This window comes from Leminorella grimontii (genome assembly GCF_039789245.1).
In the GTDB taxonomy this organism is placed as follows: Bacteria; Pseudomonadota; Gammaproteobacteria; order Enterobacterales; family Enterobacteriaceae; genus Leminorella; species Leminorella grimontii.
In genome coordinates this window covers 2,166,818-2,181,870 of sequence record NZ_CP146357.1, presented here as the reverse complement: position 1 = coordinate 2,181,870, position 15,053 = coordinate 2,166,818, and the positions used below count along the sequence as shown (strand labels likewise).

Sequence of the window (15,053 nt, the reverse complement as noted above, 5' to 3'; positions counted from 1 at the left end):
TTTATTCGCCCAACTGGTTCGTTTTATTAACAATGCGAAGTGGATATAAAAAATGCCAAAGATCAAAACAGTGCGTGGCGCAGCTAAGCGCTTTAAAAAGACTGCTTCTGGCGGTTTTAAGCGTAAGCATGCCAACCTACGTCACATTCTGACTAAGAAAGCTACCAAGCGTAAACGTCATCTGCGTCCAAAAGGCATGGTCTCTAAAGGAGATCTGGGTCTGGTCGTGGCGTGTCTGCCATACGCATAACTTTTTAATTCAGAATTTAAGACGATAGGAGAGAGCATATGGCTCGCGTAAAACGTGGTGTAATTGCACGTGCACGTCACAAGAAAATCATGAAGCAGGCGAAAGGTTACTACGGTGCCCGTTCGCGCGTTTACCGTGTTGCCTTCCAGGCAGTAATCAAAGCAGGCCAGTACGCTTACCGCGACCGTCGTCAGCGCAAGCGTCAGTTCCGTCAGCTGTGGATTGCACGTATCAACGCCGCTGCTCGTCAAAATGGCTTGTCTTACAGCCGTTTCATCAATGGCCTGAAAAAGGCTTCTGTTGAAATCGACCGTAAGATTCTGGCTGATATCGCCGTATTCGATAAAGTGGCTTTCGCTGCTTTGGTTGAAAAAGCAAAATCAGTTCTGGCGTAAGCCGGATGAAAGAGGGGGCATAGCTCCCTCTTTTACTTTTTATTTCATTTAAATACGTGAAATCCATATTGATTCATAGTATTGTACAGTTTTCCACCAACGTTTAAGCGTCAAAAAATTATAAGGTAACGCAAGTATGAATCCTGCTATTTTCCGTTTCTTCTTTTACTTTAGCGCCTGACATCAGGAGGCTTTGCGCGTAAGAGAAGAAACGAAAACTAGCGCCGAAAGCCTCCGTCTGGAGGCTTTTTTGTTATGCATAGTTAAAAAAGATCAATTCATTTAAGTATATCGCCGGGTTTTATGACCCTATTATCAGAACTTCAGAGCAGGAAGAAGAGGAATAGAATGCCACATCTCGCTGAACTGGTAGCCAATGCCAAGGCCGCTATAGCGCAAGCCAATGACGTTGCCGCGTTGGATTTGGTGCGCGTGGAGTATTTAGGCAAAAAAGGGCACCTGACGCTGCAAATGATGTCGCTGCGCGACGTTCCCGCCGAGGAACGCCCGGCGGCTGGTCAGGTTATCAACCAGGCCAAGCAGGATGTTCAGGAAGCGCTGAACGCCCGTAAAGAGACGCTTGAAGCCGCTGCGCTGAATGCACGCCTGTCCGAAGAGACTATCGACGTATCTCTACCGGGCCGCCGTATGGAAAACGGTGGGCTGCATCCTGTTACCCGCACGATTGACCGCATTACCGACTTCTTTGGCGAGCTAGGGTTCTCCGTCGCCAACGGACCGGAGGTGGAAGATGATTACCATAACTTCGATGCCCTGAATATTCCCGGCCATCATCCGGCGCGCGCCGATCACGATACCTTCTGGTTTGACGCCAAGCGCCTGCTGCGCACGCAAACCTCAGGCGTACAGATCCGCACAATGAATGAAAAGCAGCCGCCGATCCGCATTATTGCGCCGGGCCGCGTTTACCGTAACGACTATGACCAGACCCATACCCCGATGTTCCATCAGATGGAAGGGCTGATCGTTGATAAAGATATTAGCTTTACCAATTTGAAAGGCACGCTGCATGACTTCCTGAAGAACTTCTTTGAGGAAGACCTTCAGGTTCGCTTCCGTCCTTCCTACTTCCCGTTCACTGAGCCTTCCGCCGAAGTGGACGTGATGGGTAAAAACGGCAAGTGGCTGGAAGTGCTGGGCTGCGGCATGGTGCATCCGAACGTGCTGCGCGGCGTAGGTATCGATCCGGAAATTTATTCCGGCTTTGCCTTTGGCATGGGTATGGAGCGCTTGACCATGCTTCGTTACGGCGTCACAGATTTGCGCGCCTTTTTTGAAAACGATCTTCGTTTCTTAAAACAATTCCAATAACAGCGGGAGCCAAAACATGAAATTCAGTGAGTCCTGGTTGCGTGAATGGGTCAACCCCGCGCTCAGTCGTGAAGAACTGTCAGAACAAATTACTATGGCCGGCCTGGAAGTCGACGGCATCGAGCCGGTTGCCGGCGAGTTCACCGGCGTCGTCGTGGGCCGGGTGGTTGAATGCGCTCAGCATCCTAATGCCGACAAGCTGCGCGTAACGAAAGTGGACGTGGGCCGCGGTGAGCTGTTGGACATCGTATGCGGCGCTCCAAATTGCCGTAAAGGCCTGACCGTCGCCTGCGCCACCGTGGGTGCGGTACTGCCCGGCGATTTTAAAATCAAGGCGGCCAAGCTGCGCGGAGAGCCTTCAGAAGGCATGCTTTGTTCATTTTCCGAACTTGGCATCAGCGACGATCACAGCGGCATTATCGAGCTGCCGGAAGACGCGCCGCTGGGGCAGGACGTTCGTGAATACCTGAAGCTTGACGACGCGACGATTGAAATCAGCGTTACGCCAAACCGCGCCGACTGCCTGGGGATTATTGGCGTTGCTCGCGACGTGGCGGTAATCAACCGCCTGCCGCTAAATGAACCCGATACGTCTGCCGTTGCGGCGACGGTATCCGATACGCTTCCGATTCACATAGAGGCGACGGACGCCTGTCCGCGCTATCTTGGTCGCGTAGTGAAGGGCATCAACGTTAAGGCCGCTACGCCGCTGTGGATGAAAGAAAAGCTTCGCCGCTGCGGAATTCGCTCCATCGACCCGGTCGTTGACGTAACTAACTACGTGCTGCTGGAGCTCGGGCAGCCAATGCATGCATTCGACCTTAGCCGCATTGAGGGCGGAATCAACGTGCGCATGGCAACGCCGGGCGAAGAATTGGTGCTGCTGGACGGCAACAAGGTAACGCTGAGCGATGACATTCTCGTTATTGCCGACCATCAGAAGCCGCTGGCGATGGGCGGTATTTTCGGTGGTGAACACTCAGGCGTAAATGAAGAAACGCAGGACGTCCTGCTGGAAAGCGCCTTCTTTAACCCGCTATCAATAGCGGGCCGCGCTCGCCGTTTCGGCCTGCATACGGACGCGTCTCACCGTTATGAGCGCGGCGTTGATTCAGCAATGCAAGAGCGCGCAATGGAGCGAGCAACCAAGCTGCTGGTAGAGATCTGCGGCGGTCAGCCGGGGCCGGTTATCAGCGCCGTAGCTCAAGACAAGCTGCCTAAGCCTGCGACTATCGTCCTGCGTCGCCACAAGCTCGATTCACTGATTGGACATCACGTTGATGATGAGCAGGTGACGGATATTCTGACTCGCCTGGGCTGCCATGTCGTTCATCAAGGCGACAGCTGGACTGCAGTCGCGCCGAGCTGGCGTTTTGATATGGCCATCGAAGAAGACCTGATCGAAGAGGTCGCTCGCGTTTATGGCTATAACAGTATCCCTAACGTGCCGCTACGTGCCGATCTGGTGATGGCGGAACACTGTGAAGCGGAGCTTTCTTTACGGCGCGTAAAAGAAATGCTGGTCGATCGCGGCTATCAGGAAGCCATTACCTATAGCTTTGTCGACCCTAAGGTTCAGCGTTTGCTGCACCCGGAACAGGATGCCCTCATTCTACCAAGCCCGATTTCGGTTGAAATGTCCGCTATGCGTCTCTCTCTCTGGAGTGGGTTGCTGGGGGCTGTGGTTTACAACCAGAACCGTCAACAGAGCCGCGTTCGCCTGTTTGAGAGCGGTTTACGCTTTGTGCCTGATGAGTCAGCGGAATTTGGCGTTCGCCAGGAGCCGATGCTGGCCGGCGTTATTACGGGGTCTCGCTATGATGAACACTGGAACCTTGCGCGGGACGCGGTTGACTTCTATGATTTAAAAGGCGATCTTGAGGCTGTACTGGCGCTTACCGGTAAACTGTCCGAGATTGAGTTCAGAGCGGAAAGCAATCCGGCATTGCATCCAGGACAAAGCGCAGCGATTTATCTCGATGGAAAACACATTGGATACATCGGCGTTGTGCATCCTGAACTGGAAAAAAAGCTCTCTTTGAACGGTCGTACCGTGGTGTTTGAAGTGTTGTGGGATCGGCTTGCAAACCGCCGTGTGCCGCAGGCTCGCGAGGTTTCACGCTTCCCGGCGAACCGTCGTGATATCGCCATTGTTGTCGCTGAAAACGTACCTGCTGCCAATGTATTAGATTTGTGTAAAAAAGTTGGCGTAAATCAGGTGGTTGGCGTAAACTTATTTGACGTATATCGCGGCAAGGGAGTTGCGGAGGGCTACAAGAGCCTCGCAATCAGCCTGACGCTGCAAGATACCGCACGTACTCTAGAAGAAGAGGAAATCGCCGCTACCGTTAATCAATGCGTAGAGGCATTAAAACAGCGATTCCAAGCATCCTTGAGAGATTGAACCTATGGCGCTTACTAAAGCAGAAATGTCTGAACACTTATGCGAAAAGCTTAATCTGAGCAAACGCGATGCCAAAGATCTCGTCGAACTTTTCTTTGAAGAGGTTCGAAGGGCTTTGGAAAATGGTGAACAAGTCAAACTTTCCGGGTTCGGTAATTTTGATCTGCGTGATAAGAGTCAACGCCCTGGGCGTAATCCCAAAACGGGCGAGGATATTCCAATCACCGCACGCCGGGTTGTAACTTTCCGTCCGGGACAGAAATTAAAGAGCCGGGTTGAGAACGCGACACCAAAAGAATAAAGATAACCAAGCCAAAAAGGCCGCTTTTATGCGGCCTTTTTCTTTAATATAGTTGCTCTTCTCGTTAACTAAATTTGGAATCGATAGGGACGATGAATTCGCACTTTTCCACGCTACGACAGCGGCAGCGCTATCAGGACAAGAAGACGTTCCTGCTGCTGCTGTTGCTGCTGTCTATTGTTGCGATCGTCAGCCTGTCGGTAGGGGACGTTTGGTTGCCGCCAAGCCGCTGGTTTAATGACCCGCAGGCAGATCTGTTCGTTTGGCAACTGCGGCTGCCGCGAACGCTGGCGGTGATGATGGTCGGCGCCGGGCTTGCTATGTCCGGCGCGGTCATGCAGTCCCTGTTTGACAATCCGCTTTCTGAGCCTGGGCTTTTGGGCGTTGCTAACGGCGCCGGCGTGGCCCTGGTGCTGACGATCCTTATCGGCGGTAGCCTGCTGCCCGTCTGGCTGCTAAGCATTAATGCGATCGTCGGCGCGCTAGCGCTAACGCTGGTCCTGCTGCTGCTTGCGCGAAAACGCTTTCTTTCCGGCTCAAGATTACTGTTGATAGGCTTCGCGTTGGGCATAGCCTGTAGTGCGGTAATGACCTGGGCAGTCTATTTTAGTACCAGCATGGACCTGCGCCAGCTGCTGTATTGGTTGATGGGCAGCTTTAGCGGCGTCGGCTGGCAGCAGCGTTGGCTGTTATTGGCGCTGTTGCCCATTCTGTTGATTCTGGCGGCACAGGGAAGCCGACTTAACCTGCTCTCATTAGGGGAAACGCAGGCCCGTCAGCTGGGCGCGCCGCTGGCGCTTTGGCGCAACGGCTTTGTGCTGGCGATCGCCTGGACAGTGGGCGTAAGCGTCGCGCTGTCGGGCATCATTGGCTTTATCGGGCTGATTATTCCCCATATGCTTCGCCTGATTGGGATTACCGATCATCGATTCCTGCTGCCGGGCTGTGCCGTTTCCGGCGCCGCACTGCTGCTGGCGGCGGATTTAATTTCCCGCATCGCCTTACCGTCAGCGGAACTGCCCATTGGCGTGATTACTTCAACCATCGGCGCGCCGCTGTTTATCTGGATGTTGATACGCCATGCTAACGCTGACTAATCTCTCAATTGACCGCAGGCTTACTGGTGTTAACGTAACGGCTGCGCCCGGAAGGCTGGTGCATATCATTGGTCCTAACGGCGCAGGGAAAAGCACCCTGTTGGCCGCCGCTGCGGGGTTATTGCCCCATCGCGGCGATGTCCTGCTCTGCGGTGAAAACGTCGCTAAGCTTTCGGCCCGCGAACTGGCGCACAGGCGGGCCTATTTAGCGCAACAGCAGGACAGCAGAGCGATGATGCGGGTCTTCCAGTATCTTGAGCTGCATCTACCGGAAGGCGCTGAGGCCGAGCGCATAGAAAGCGTTACGGCATGGCTTGCCGAGCGTCTGGAGCTCAGCGATAAACTCGACAGGCTGCTGACCCGCCTTTCAGGCGGTGAGTGGCAGCGCGTGCGCCTGGCGGCCGTTTTTTTACAGGTTTGGCCCGGCCTGAATCCCGATGGTCGACTTTTGCTTTTGGATGAGCCAATGAGTAGCCTCGACGTTGCCCAGCAGGATGCGCTGGACAGGCTTCTACGCCAGTTTTGCCAGAGCGGAGGAACGGCCATCGTCAGCGTTCATCATCTAAACCACGCCCTAAGCCATGCTGATGACGTCTGGCTGTTAAACGAAGGCCGCCTCATCGCGGAAGGCGCACCTTCCGAGGTTATGACGCCTGAGCGCCTGTCGTCAGTGTTTGGCATTGGGTTTGAACTGCTGGAAGCGGGTAAACAGAAGTGGTTAAAGACGCAACCGCTACTTTAAGAAGATCTACACGGGCGTTAAACGCGAAGAATATTACTTCACTGCCAGCGCATAGCTTTCATCAATTCGGCAAAAGATTTCTTCCAGAGGAACGGAATCATCAAGGCAAATAGTGACCCAGTGCTTTTTGTTCATATGAAACCCGGGAAAGTAGCGTTTGTTATCTACGCGCTTTTCGACGTCTTCCGGCTTCATGTGTAAGTCGATAATCTCAATGACGCCGTCTCCACTTAATCCTAGCTTTCCTTTCTGTACCGTCAGCAGGGCTGCATACCACTTTGCGCTGTCCTGCCGCCTGAATATTGCGTTGTCGGGAAAACGGGGCCACAGAAACTCTAACTCATCCTGATATTTTTCACGGATATACTTGATAATCCGTTTTGCGCCTTCGCTTTTAAATACGTCTGGCTCAAAACAGGCATTGGCTATCGCCACGAGGACTTGGTCATGTTCCTCCCGAACTCGACCGACGAAGGCTCCGGTCGCGCTGGAAATACGATGAAGAACGTAGCTTTCACCCGTCGAGGTATCTACCAGCTCCGTCGATACGAGCCCCTCTTTTGTGACGGTAACCGTCATGTCAAACTGACCGTCAATCAGATGGGTGGAATAGGTATAGCCGTTCTTATTCTTGACGAATCCAAAGGGCGGCAACCGTGCTGCGTTGAGCTTACGCCTTTTAAACAGCGCGTCGATATCCATCATGGCGCTAACCTTTTATCGAGCGTAGGTAATTATGAAGTATGCTTCAACGGCGGTAAAAAACAAAGCGGATTAGTTCTCTAAACGAATTTGGATATGCATTGAATTGATTTAGAGAGATTGAAGAGGAAGTCAATGGTGCCGGTAATAGGAGTCGAACCTACGACCTTCGCATTACGAATGCGCTGCTCTACCAACTGAGCTATACCGGCTTAGGGATCTGCGGTGTCTTGCGACAGGTGCATAACATAGTGAAATTCTGACAGAGCGTCAAGCGATTCTAAGGCTCGGAATTATCTCTTGGTTATTTAAGCATCATTACGAGGAAGAGGGCTGACAGAGCGGAATGCTTTTTAACGGCATACCGCATCCGTCAGCGTAAGAGAGTGTTCAGAATTCTGTGTCACGTTAAAAATACTACAACGTCATTACTTTATTCAGCCGCCCGTCAAAATAAATGGCTAACTGTGACAATGTCAAATTCCAGCTCCGGATGGGCATTGTCCATTTTTCCTGTGCATTCATCAGCCCCAGATAAAGCAGCTTCAGCAGGCTGTTTTCATTCGGGAAAGCACCTTTGGTTTTGGTCAGTTTCCTGAACTGACGATGCACTGATTCGATTGCATTTGTGGTGTAAATAACCTTACGGATATCAGTTGGATAGCGGAAGTATGCTGACAGATTTTCCCACTTGCGTCGCCACGACTGGAGCACTACCGGATACTGCTGACCCCATTTTGCCTCCAGCTCATCCAGCGCTGTTTCCGCCGCCTCTTTCGACACAGCACGGTAAACCGGCTTCAGGTCAGCCATGAACGCTTTATGGTGTTTTGACGCAACATATTTAATCGAATTACGTATCTGATGAATGATACATAACTGAACCTCTGTCTGCGGATAAATGCTTTTTATCGCGTCCGGGAACCCGGTCAGCCCGTCCACACAGGCAATCAGAATGTCTTCCACTCCGCGGTTTTGCAGGTCGCTTAATACCGACAGCCAGAAGTTAGCGCCCTCGCTTTCCGACAGATACAGGCCCAGAACATCTTTTTTGCCTTCCAGATTCAGTGCCAGCACGGTATAAACCGCTTTGCTCTGATAACGGCCATCCTCGCGGATTTTATAGTGAATGGCATCCAGCCAGACGAAGGGATAAACCTTCTCCAGCGGGCGCTGCTGCCACTGTTTTAATTCAGGGACAACTTTATCCGTAACGGCGCTGATAGTGGCTGTGGACACGCTGAAAGCATATAAATCTTCAATTTCCCGACTGATATCCTGGTAGCTCATCCCCAGCGCAAAAAGGCGAATGATCTTACGCTCAATCTCGTCGGACAGCGTGGTCTGATGCTTTTTGACTAACTGAGGCTCAAAAGTGCTATTGCGATCGCGCGGAGTCGACAATTCGAAGCTGCCGGTCGGAGCTTTGATGGTCTTTTTACTGGAACCGTTTTTACGGTTAGCTTCGACGTCCTGAGCCAGATGGGAGTCAAGTTCAGCAGCCAGGGCTGCTTCGGTTAACTGTTTGATTAACGGTGTTAAAACACCATCCTTGCCGGTTAGTGCCTGACCGGACTGGAGTGCTTTAAGTGCTTTGTCGAAATCGAAGGGTTGGGACATGTGTCATTCCTTTTTGATTGTATATTACTGGAATGACACAGAATTTCTAACACTCCCCAGCGTAATAACGGCGCTATTTTTCTCCACTAGCTGTCGGCGATTGTTCCTGCTGCTCCGCCTTTTTTACGGCCTCTTCACCATACATATTTATCATACGGGCTCTGACTATTGATTTTAGAAAAATATCGTTAAACGCGTCGGTCGTTTTCCAGACGCCGTCTTCTTGTATCAGGGGAAGATCGATATACAGCTTAAGGTTGGAGTTCCTTCCCAGTGCGTTCAATAAGTTATCGTAAAAGCCAACGATGAGTGGGCAAGTATAGCCGTCGGCCTGCTTTACGCATTCACCGTTCAGGGCTGTCCATTCAACGCTTTCCGACATTGATTTTATCTTTTTAGGCATCGCGCGCGACGCGCCGTCCAGTTTTTTGACGCTGGCCATCAATGCGTCTTTAATTTTTTGTTCACCAATGGGAGAGGCCGATTTTTCGCTCTTTTTACCATATGTGTGAGTAATATAGTCCTTATCTTTCATCTGGATCTGAAAGTCGTCGCCTTTCGGGCTGATGATATATCCGATATCGTAGTCGACGGTTTCTCTCTTTTGGCTCTCGTCCCTTAAGATAAACATCGCCGTTGCCGTGCAATAGCGCGTTCTTGTGGTGCTATCGTACGAGACCTCTGCCTGATTTTTTAACTTATAAAATATAGGCCTATTATCAGACGAAAGCGCTCTGCCGGGGTTTGAGATAGCGTCTTCTATATTGGCCCGCAAATACATCTTGGACAGCGTTTCATTTAGTGATGGTTTCGAACAGCTGGGCGGAGAGGAGGGCGTTGCAATATAAAATGCGATCCCCCCAACAATAACGGCCGCGAGAATAAAAAGAATAGGTTTATGAAAACGTTTAGTCTGAGCGTTTGAGTCCGTCACGGTTGTCCTTTCCAATTGATGCAGATGCCTTCTTTTATTGGCTAAGTCTACACAATATTCAGAATAAACAAAGGGACGTATTTGAGCTATTCCAAAAAGCATTAAGGGATAGGAATAGCTTCCCGTCCCTTAAGATTGTCTATATTCGCTTTTACCTATGAAAAAAGCTTAAAAAAAGTGAGGCGTTGACAGCTCCACAACGGTATCGGAAATACGTGCGAACGTTGACTTAATGAGCTTTGCCATGATGATTCCTCCTTTTATGTAAGTGGGTTATCGGTATCTAATCTCTAAGTGTGATTTTAATCACATAAACGGATTCATCAAGCCTTCATAAAATAAAGTTTAAAGCTTAAAAAATGCTTTAAGTAAAGGCGGGTTTGCACTCGTACTCTTTACTTTACAGGTAAATAACGCGGTCGTTTTGACCGTATTGTTCAGCGGTACGTTATGACTATATGTCTGAACGCCGTTCTAAATCGCTGTGAATCGATTTCTTCATTAATTGACCTTACGCTTATCGGCAGTATCATTTTGCTATTGTTTACGACGTTTTGTTATCAATACATGAGCCGAATGGAAAATGGTGAAACACGTTAATGATTTTATTTGTTGATTATTGCTCTCTGTTTTTCCCGTGAAGGTGCAACGCTTAATGTGTGTATTTTGTTTTAAGTTTTAGTTAAGATCTTTGCGTTAGACTCCATATCGAAGTCTGATGATATTGATATAAATAAGGGAGAATTATGAATTTCAAAGTTATGGCGCTGGCAGCCTGTGCATTCGCTTTTTCTGTTTCCACCTCCGCGCTGGCGGCTGAGGGGCTGACCGGATGCGCCGCCAAGCAGCATGAGGTTGAACAGCAGATTGAACAGGCTAAAAAGTATAATAATGCTCATCGGGTCGCTGGGTTGGAAAAGGCCCTGCAGGAAATTAAAGACGGCTGTAACGATGCCACGTTGAAAGCGCAGCGCGAGCAGGATATCGCCGAGAAAAAGGCGAAGGTAGCCGAGCGTAAACAGGAGCTGCAGGAAGCCCAGGCCGATGGTCGAAGCGATAAGGTCGCTAAAAAGCAAAAAAAGCTGGACGAAGCGCTTGAAGAGCTGAAAGAAGCACAAGCAGAGCTGCTTCGCTAAGCGAATACGCAATGCTCGTCCCGGCCTCGCATTAGTGCGGGGCTTTTTTATTTATCTTTTTCTGTCAGGCGGATATGGTCAACGTTCCAATGGTGGAGCAGCTCTCTGACAATCAACAGAGTAGCGGTAAATTCAGCGTCATAGGGAATTGCTTTTCTCAATGCCGGGCTGCCGTTAACGATATCCGCAAGCTGGTTGAAAACGTCCTCAACCTGTTCAACGCTGACGTAGTTTTCCCGTGTGGAATTTATCGCGGTCAGGGTAGGGATGCGCCTGATAACCGCGCTGTCGGTCGTTAACGCTATCTCACCGGCCAGCTTTTTTCTTTCCGGCATAATAACGTCTTCAACGATTTCAATGCCAAGTTCCAGCTCAGCGGCCAGCGCAGGCTCATGCTGAAGCTGGAAATGAGAAAGCCGCTTGGCGCCTATCGGCATGCGAATTTCGCTGTCCGGCATTTTTACTATCGTCTCTTCATCGTTAATGAGGAGTTTTCCTACCGCAATGTTACTCATGCTACGTCCGTGAACGCGTATAGCGCCTAATGTGTGTTATTTATATATTCTAATGTTAACGTTTCTTTTGACTAATGCCGAAATCAGAACCTTCATTTTGAGCGCTGTCAGGCAAGTCGCTTAAGAGTACGGCAATATTATGCCCACCGTTGGTTTGTTCCAACGTTATCTTCAAGACGATAGTTAAGGGTACCGAAAGCAGCATGCCGACCGGCCCCAACAGCCAGCCCCAAAAGATGAGGGAAAGGAATACGACCAGCGTTGAAAGCCCTAAACCCCGGCCCATCACCCTTGGCTCAAGGATATTCCCCAATACCAGATTTACGGCGAGATAACCGCCCGTGACGAGCAGCGCTTCATAAGGGCCGATAAATACCAGCGTTTGCAGGACGGGAGGAATGGCGGCCAGTATAGAACCGATAGTGGGAATAAAGTTAAGCAAGAAGGCCAGCAGGCCCCAGATAAACGCAAAGCGAACCTCAAGCAAAACCAGCATGCCCCATACGACCAGGCCGGTAAGCAGGCTAATGGCGGTTTTTAACGCCAGATAGTGCGTCACGTCGTTAACGGCTTGGGCAATGGCGTTCATGCCTTCCGCAGGGCGCGACATCACCTGCCGTAGCTTGCCGGGAAGCTGTGGCACCTCCAGCAGCATGAAAACGACGGTGAGCAGTAATAAAACGACCGACGTCATCGCATTGGATAGCTGAGCCACCGTTTTGGTCAGCACAGACATCGCCGCACCGGGATCGAAGTACTTGGTGAGGTCCTCTGCCGACACGGCAATTCCTGCGTCCTGTAACCAAAGCGCAAGCTTCTGCAGCGGTGCAAAGAGCGAGGCGCGATACAGCGGAAGCGTTCTCGCCAGCTCATTGAGCGCGGCCCCAAGATAGGACGTCAGCAGAAAAACCGTAACAACGAGAATGGTCAACAGCAAAAAAACCGCAAGCACGCGCGGAATGTGCAACTTTTCCAGGCCGCGGACGACCGGATTAAGCACGACGGCGATAAACAGCGACAGAATGAGCGGGACAACGATAGCGGCCGCAACCTTAACGCCGGCTAAAATGATAACCAGCATGGCCAGCATAATAACGATCTTTAGGCCATCTGACGTGATTATCGATTTAGACATAGGGAAATCTCCACGTTAACGGCCGTTTTTGCCTTAACTTGTTGCTTGGTTGTGCTGTTCACTAAATAAATGGGTGTGCATTTTAATCGAAAACCGGTTTGAGCGTCCCGCTTTTTATTCGTCATAAAACCGTCACCGAGCTTTCACGCTACCGTTATAAACCGCAGTTAATCTCTCTTTGCCTTTAAAAAAATAAACTTAATCAATAAGGAATGAGCGATGAAAAGCGACTATAACCGGCGGCTATTTATTAAAAGCGCGACCGTAGCGACGGCGGCAATGCTGTTTTCTCAGGCTCCTGCATGGGCCCAGGGGACGTCTCGCCGCATAACTCAGGCGATTAACCCTATTTCACTTAACGCCTGTAAGGCGCTTTCGCCAGAAGAGATGGCGACCGGATCTTCTCTGGTTCAGCACGCGCGAAGCTATCTGGAACAGCAGATCGGCACGGTAAAGAACGGTGATTTGCGCCGAACGATTGCAACTATCTATAGCCAACCGCAGCCATTGTCCGTCATACGGCTGGATGCCGATAGCCGCCGGGAGGTTTGGCAGACGCTTAGCGCCAAAGGATACACAAAGGCTGACGAGAAAAGCTTTCTTCCCCCAATGCCCACAAAGCGCAAGGACGGTGAGGCGTTTTTCAGCGCGCCGGGGAGCGGTTATCAAAGCCACCACGCCTATCCGGGCGGGCTGGCGACGCACGTTGCGGCCAACGTGTTTATAACTAATGGCATCGTTGATACGTACGTTGACGTCTATAACTATCAGGTAGAGCGGGACATTGCGCTGTCCGCACAGCTTTTACACGATCTCCATAAGCCGTACGTTTTTCAGTGGCAGGAAGACCACTCCAGCCGCCAGGAGCAGACGCTGGCCGGGACCGGGGAGCACCATATTTTATCCGTCGCAGAGCTGATATATCGAAAAATGCCTGCCGAGCTGGTCGTTGCGACGGCGTGCGCCCATCAGGCGCCAACGGCGGAAAACGACGAGGCGCAAATTGCCGCATGGCTGGACGCCGCCGCGATTATTGCGGGTACAGACCCCGTTTCCTACGGGCTGGTGGTGAGAAAGGGCGACGGCGTGACGCTGGCGAATATCGCTCGCCAAGAGGGATATATTTGCCACCTAGGGGATCACGACTTTGTGCTGTCAGTACCGGCGATTAAACAGACGCTGCCGGTCATAGAAAAGATCGCGAAGCAGGATTACCAAATAGCGCCGAACGACGCCGCGGCCTTTAATGCGCTACGAAATCGCCTCTATTCGACGTACAGCGCTATGCGCGTCCATTATGCCTACGCTACGCAGGGGGAAGAGGCCGTCAGGGCGATGATGCACGGTGTGGTTATGCCTGCCTGACGACTATCGTGTTTATGAGGAAAAGGCCGCTTGTTTTTGCAAGCGGCTTTGACATAAACCCCCTTTCATCATCAAGGCGCTTTGAGTAGGATGACCAGGGCGGGAAAAGGAATTTTGTCTTAAAAACTACCGCGAATCTTTCATAAAAAATCGCCGCATTTTTTAGAATAATATTCAATGTGATGGGATACGAAATCAGGGATAGGTACATCGATGATAAAAACGGATATGTGTTTTCGCGCCCTTCATGATGAAATCATGGCGTATTCGGGAAACGCCTTATTTCAAGACGTGCTACGACCAGCAATACCCAGACTGAAAGCGATAATGGCATCTTTTGAGTACCTGCGCCGCTTGGAGGACTCTCGACCTGGTATCGTGAATAGCGACGATCTTATGAGATTGTTTGCGCTTTCAGTCGTTAACGACCACCTGTTGCTTCCGCTTAATCTCTCGCGTGAGGAATACCTGCACTTCTTTCAAGAGCTGGGATTCGAACCTTATGACAGACCGGAGGCCTTTACTCCCGCTCTATGTGAAATCATTAGCGTCGGCAATTTTAATAGCTTTAGTGAAGGAATTACCCTAGGGAGAAGTTACTGGCCGGGATTACGTTTGGGCGAGCTTATTTTTTCCCGTTGCGCCGTAGACGTTTATTGCCCTCCGGAGTACGGCATTCTTAATGGAATAGCGGATAAAAGCGTCCTTTATTTTACTAATCAGCGCATAAACCGTCCTGCTCACGATTGCTCTCACGGTTGGGGCAGTAACTCTCGCTGGAAGACAGCATTCTCCCGTAATTATCAAAGTGGGGATTTTACCTTCTATAACGTTGATGGCCGGATGGATTTGGCGGATACAGCGTCCCGCGAACTATTAGAAGACCTAAAGGAACAGAAAATAACGATTGATGAAGCCAGAGAGCTGCTTGTGCACCGCTGCTGGGTAGGAAAGAAAGCGCTAGAAGACGACTTTTTTCCCTACCTCTGGCGAATGGCCGTTAAAAATTCAGAGACAGTATCAGAGTGGCCGTTGGCTACAGACGCTATAGTTCAGTTCAATGTGGCTCTTCGCGGCTGTTGTACTCGTGACCATAAAGGCTGAGGGAATCGCCCGCAGCGGCAA

Annotated in this window: 16 protein-coding genes, 1 tRNA gene and 1 other annotated feature; of the genes, 11 read left to right on the top strand and 6 right to left on the bottom strand. The window is 50.7% G+C overall.

The window, feature by feature from the left end; translation table 11 throughout:
- Nucleotides 1-52 precede the first annotated feature (52 nt).
- The 8 genes from rpmI to btuD all read left to right on the top strand — a co-directional run bounded on the left by rpmI (nt 53) and on the right by btuD (nt 6,521).
- A complete protein-coding gene (gene rpmI, locus V8L73_RS10170; protein ID WP_034861980.1) occupies nt 53-250 on the top strand; it encodes a 50S ribosomal protein L35 in 198 nt (65 codons plus the stop codon).
- Between the two features lie 38 nt (nt 251-288).
- Nucleotides 289-645 (top strand): 50S ribosomal protein L20, encoded by a 357-nt coding sequence (rplT, locus tag V8L73_RS10165; protein ID WP_027273088.1) that lies wholly within the window; start codon nt 289-291, stop codon nt 643-645.
- 131 nt (nt 646-776) lie between these two features.
- Nucleotides 777-900: a sequence feature (Phe leader region), on the top strand.
- Nucleotides 782-826, top strand: a complete 45-nt coding sequence (gene pheM, locus V8L73_RS10160; RefSeq protein ID WP_134389264.1) for a pheST operon leader peptide PheM — start codon at nt 782-784, stop codon at nt 824-826. Its footprint overlaps the feature before it by 45 nt.
- A 93-nt stretch (nt 901-993) precedes the next feature.
- Nucleotides 994-1,977, top strand: a complete 984-nt coding sequence (gene pheS, locus V8L73_RS10155) for a phenylalanine--tRNA ligase subunit alpha (RefSeq protein WP_027273089.1) — start codon at nt 994-996, stop codon at nt 1,975-1,977.
- Nucleotides 1,978-1,993: 16 nt separating this feature from the next.
- Nucleotides 1,994-4,381, top strand: a complete 2,388-nt coding sequence (gene pheT / locus V8L73_RS10150; RefSeq protein WP_347252894.1) for a phenylalanine--tRNA ligase subunit beta — start codon at nt 1,994-1,996, stop codon at nt 4,379-4,381.
- Nucleotides 4,382-4,385: 4 nt separating this feature from the next.
- Nucleotides 4,386-4,682 carry an integration host factor subunit alpha gene (gene ihfA, locus V8L73_RS10145; RefSeq protein ID WP_071783237.1) on the top strand — a complete coding sequence of 99 codons (297 nt, stop codon included), beginning with the start codon at nt 4,386-4,388 and terminating at the stop codon, nt 4,680-4,682.
- A gap of 92 nt (nt 4,683-4,774) precedes the next feature.
- Nucleotides 4,775-5,779 (top strand): vitamin B12 ABC transporter permease BtuC, encoded by a 1,005-nt coding sequence (btuC, locus tag V8L73_RS10140; RefSeq protein ID WP_036023064.1) that lies wholly within the window; start codon nt 4,775-4,777, stop codon nt 5,777-5,779.
- Complete coding sequence (gene btuD, locus V8L73_RS10135; protein WP_347252893.1) at nt 5,763-6,521, top strand: vitamin B12 ABC transporter ATP-binding protein BtuD; 759 nt, start codon at nt 5,763-5,765, stop codon at nt 6,519-6,521. Before btuC ends, btuD begins: the two co-directional genes overlap by 17 nt.
- 33 nt (nt 6,522-6,554) lie before the next feature.
- Here the strand turns inward: btuD and V8L73_RS10130 are convergent, their stop codons facing one another.
- The 4 genes from V8L73_RS10130 to V8L73_RS10115 all read right to left on the bottom strand — a co-directional run bounded on the left by V8L73_RS10130 (nt 6,555) and on the right by V8L73_RS10115 (nt 9,777).
- Nucleotides 6,555-7,226, bottom strand: a complete 672-nt coding sequence (locus V8L73_RS10130; protein WP_347252892.1) for an MmcQ/YjbR family DNA-binding protein — start codon at nt 7,224-7,226, stop codon at nt 6,555-6,557.
- A gap of 133 nt (nt 7,227-7,359) precedes the next feature.
- Nucleotides 7,360-7,435 (bottom strand) — tRNA-Thr (locus V8L73_RS10125).
- Between the two features lie 205 nt (nt 7,436-7,640).
- Complete coding sequence (locus tag V8L73_RS10120) at nt 7,641-8,843, bottom strand: IS256 family transposase (RefSeq protein ID WP_347252891.1); 1,203 nt, start codon at nt 8,841-8,843, stop codon at nt 7,641-7,643.
- Between the two features lie 73 nt (nt 8,844-8,916).
- Nucleotides 8,917-9,777, bottom strand: a complete 861-nt coding sequence (locus V8L73_RS10115) for a hypothetical protein (protein ID WP_347252890.1) — start codon at nt 9,775-9,777, stop codon at nt 8,917-8,919.
- Nucleotides 9,778-10,523: 746 nt separating this feature from the next.
- Between V8L73_RS10115 and V8L73_RS10110 the strand changes: the two genes are divergently transcribed.
- The gene (locus V8L73_RS10110; protein WP_261830894.1) at nt 10,524-10,913 is read left to right on the top strand and encodes a DUF1090 domain-containing protein; all 390 of its coding nucleotides are present in this window, start codon (nt 10,524-10,526) and stop codon (nt 10,911-10,913) included.
- Between the two features lie 47 nt (nt 10,914-10,960).
- Here V8L73_RS10110 and V8L73_RS10105 read toward each other — a convergent pair whose 3' ends face one another.
- Both V8L73_RS10105 and V8L73_RS10100 read right to left on the bottom strand, forming a co-directional pair.
- Nucleotides 10,961-11,428: a hypothetical protein gene (locus V8L73_RS10105; RefSeq protein ID WP_051155534.1), complete on the bottom strand. Its 468-nt coding sequence runs from the start codon at nt 11,426-11,428 to the stop codon at nt 10,961-10,963.
- A 55-nt stretch (nt 11,429-11,483) separates the two neighbouring features.
- Complete coding sequence (locus V8L73_RS10100) at nt 11,484-12,563, bottom strand: AI-2E family transporter (protein WP_347252889.1); 1,080 nt, start codon at nt 12,561-12,563, stop codon at nt 11,484-11,486.
- Nucleotides 12,564-12,782: 219 nt separating this feature from the next.
- On the opposite strand from V8L73_RS10100, the gene V8L73_RS10095 reads away from it, so the two are divergent.
- Together V8L73_RS10095 and V8L73_RS10090 are read left to right on the top strand one after the other, a co-directional pair.
- The gene (locus V8L73_RS10095) at nt 12,783-13,928 is read left to right on the top strand and encodes a Tat pathway signal sequence (RefSeq protein ID WP_347252888.1); all 1,146 of its coding nucleotides are present in this window, start codon (nt 12,783-12,785) and stop codon (nt 13,926-13,928) included.
- 213 nt (nt 13,929-14,141) lie between these two features.
- A complete protein-coding gene (locus tag V8L73_RS10090) occupies nt 14,142-15,032 on the top strand; it encodes a hypothetical protein (RefSeq protein ID WP_347254771.1) in 891 nt (296 codons plus the stop codon).
- Nucleotides 15,033-15,053: the final 21 nt, after the last annotated feature.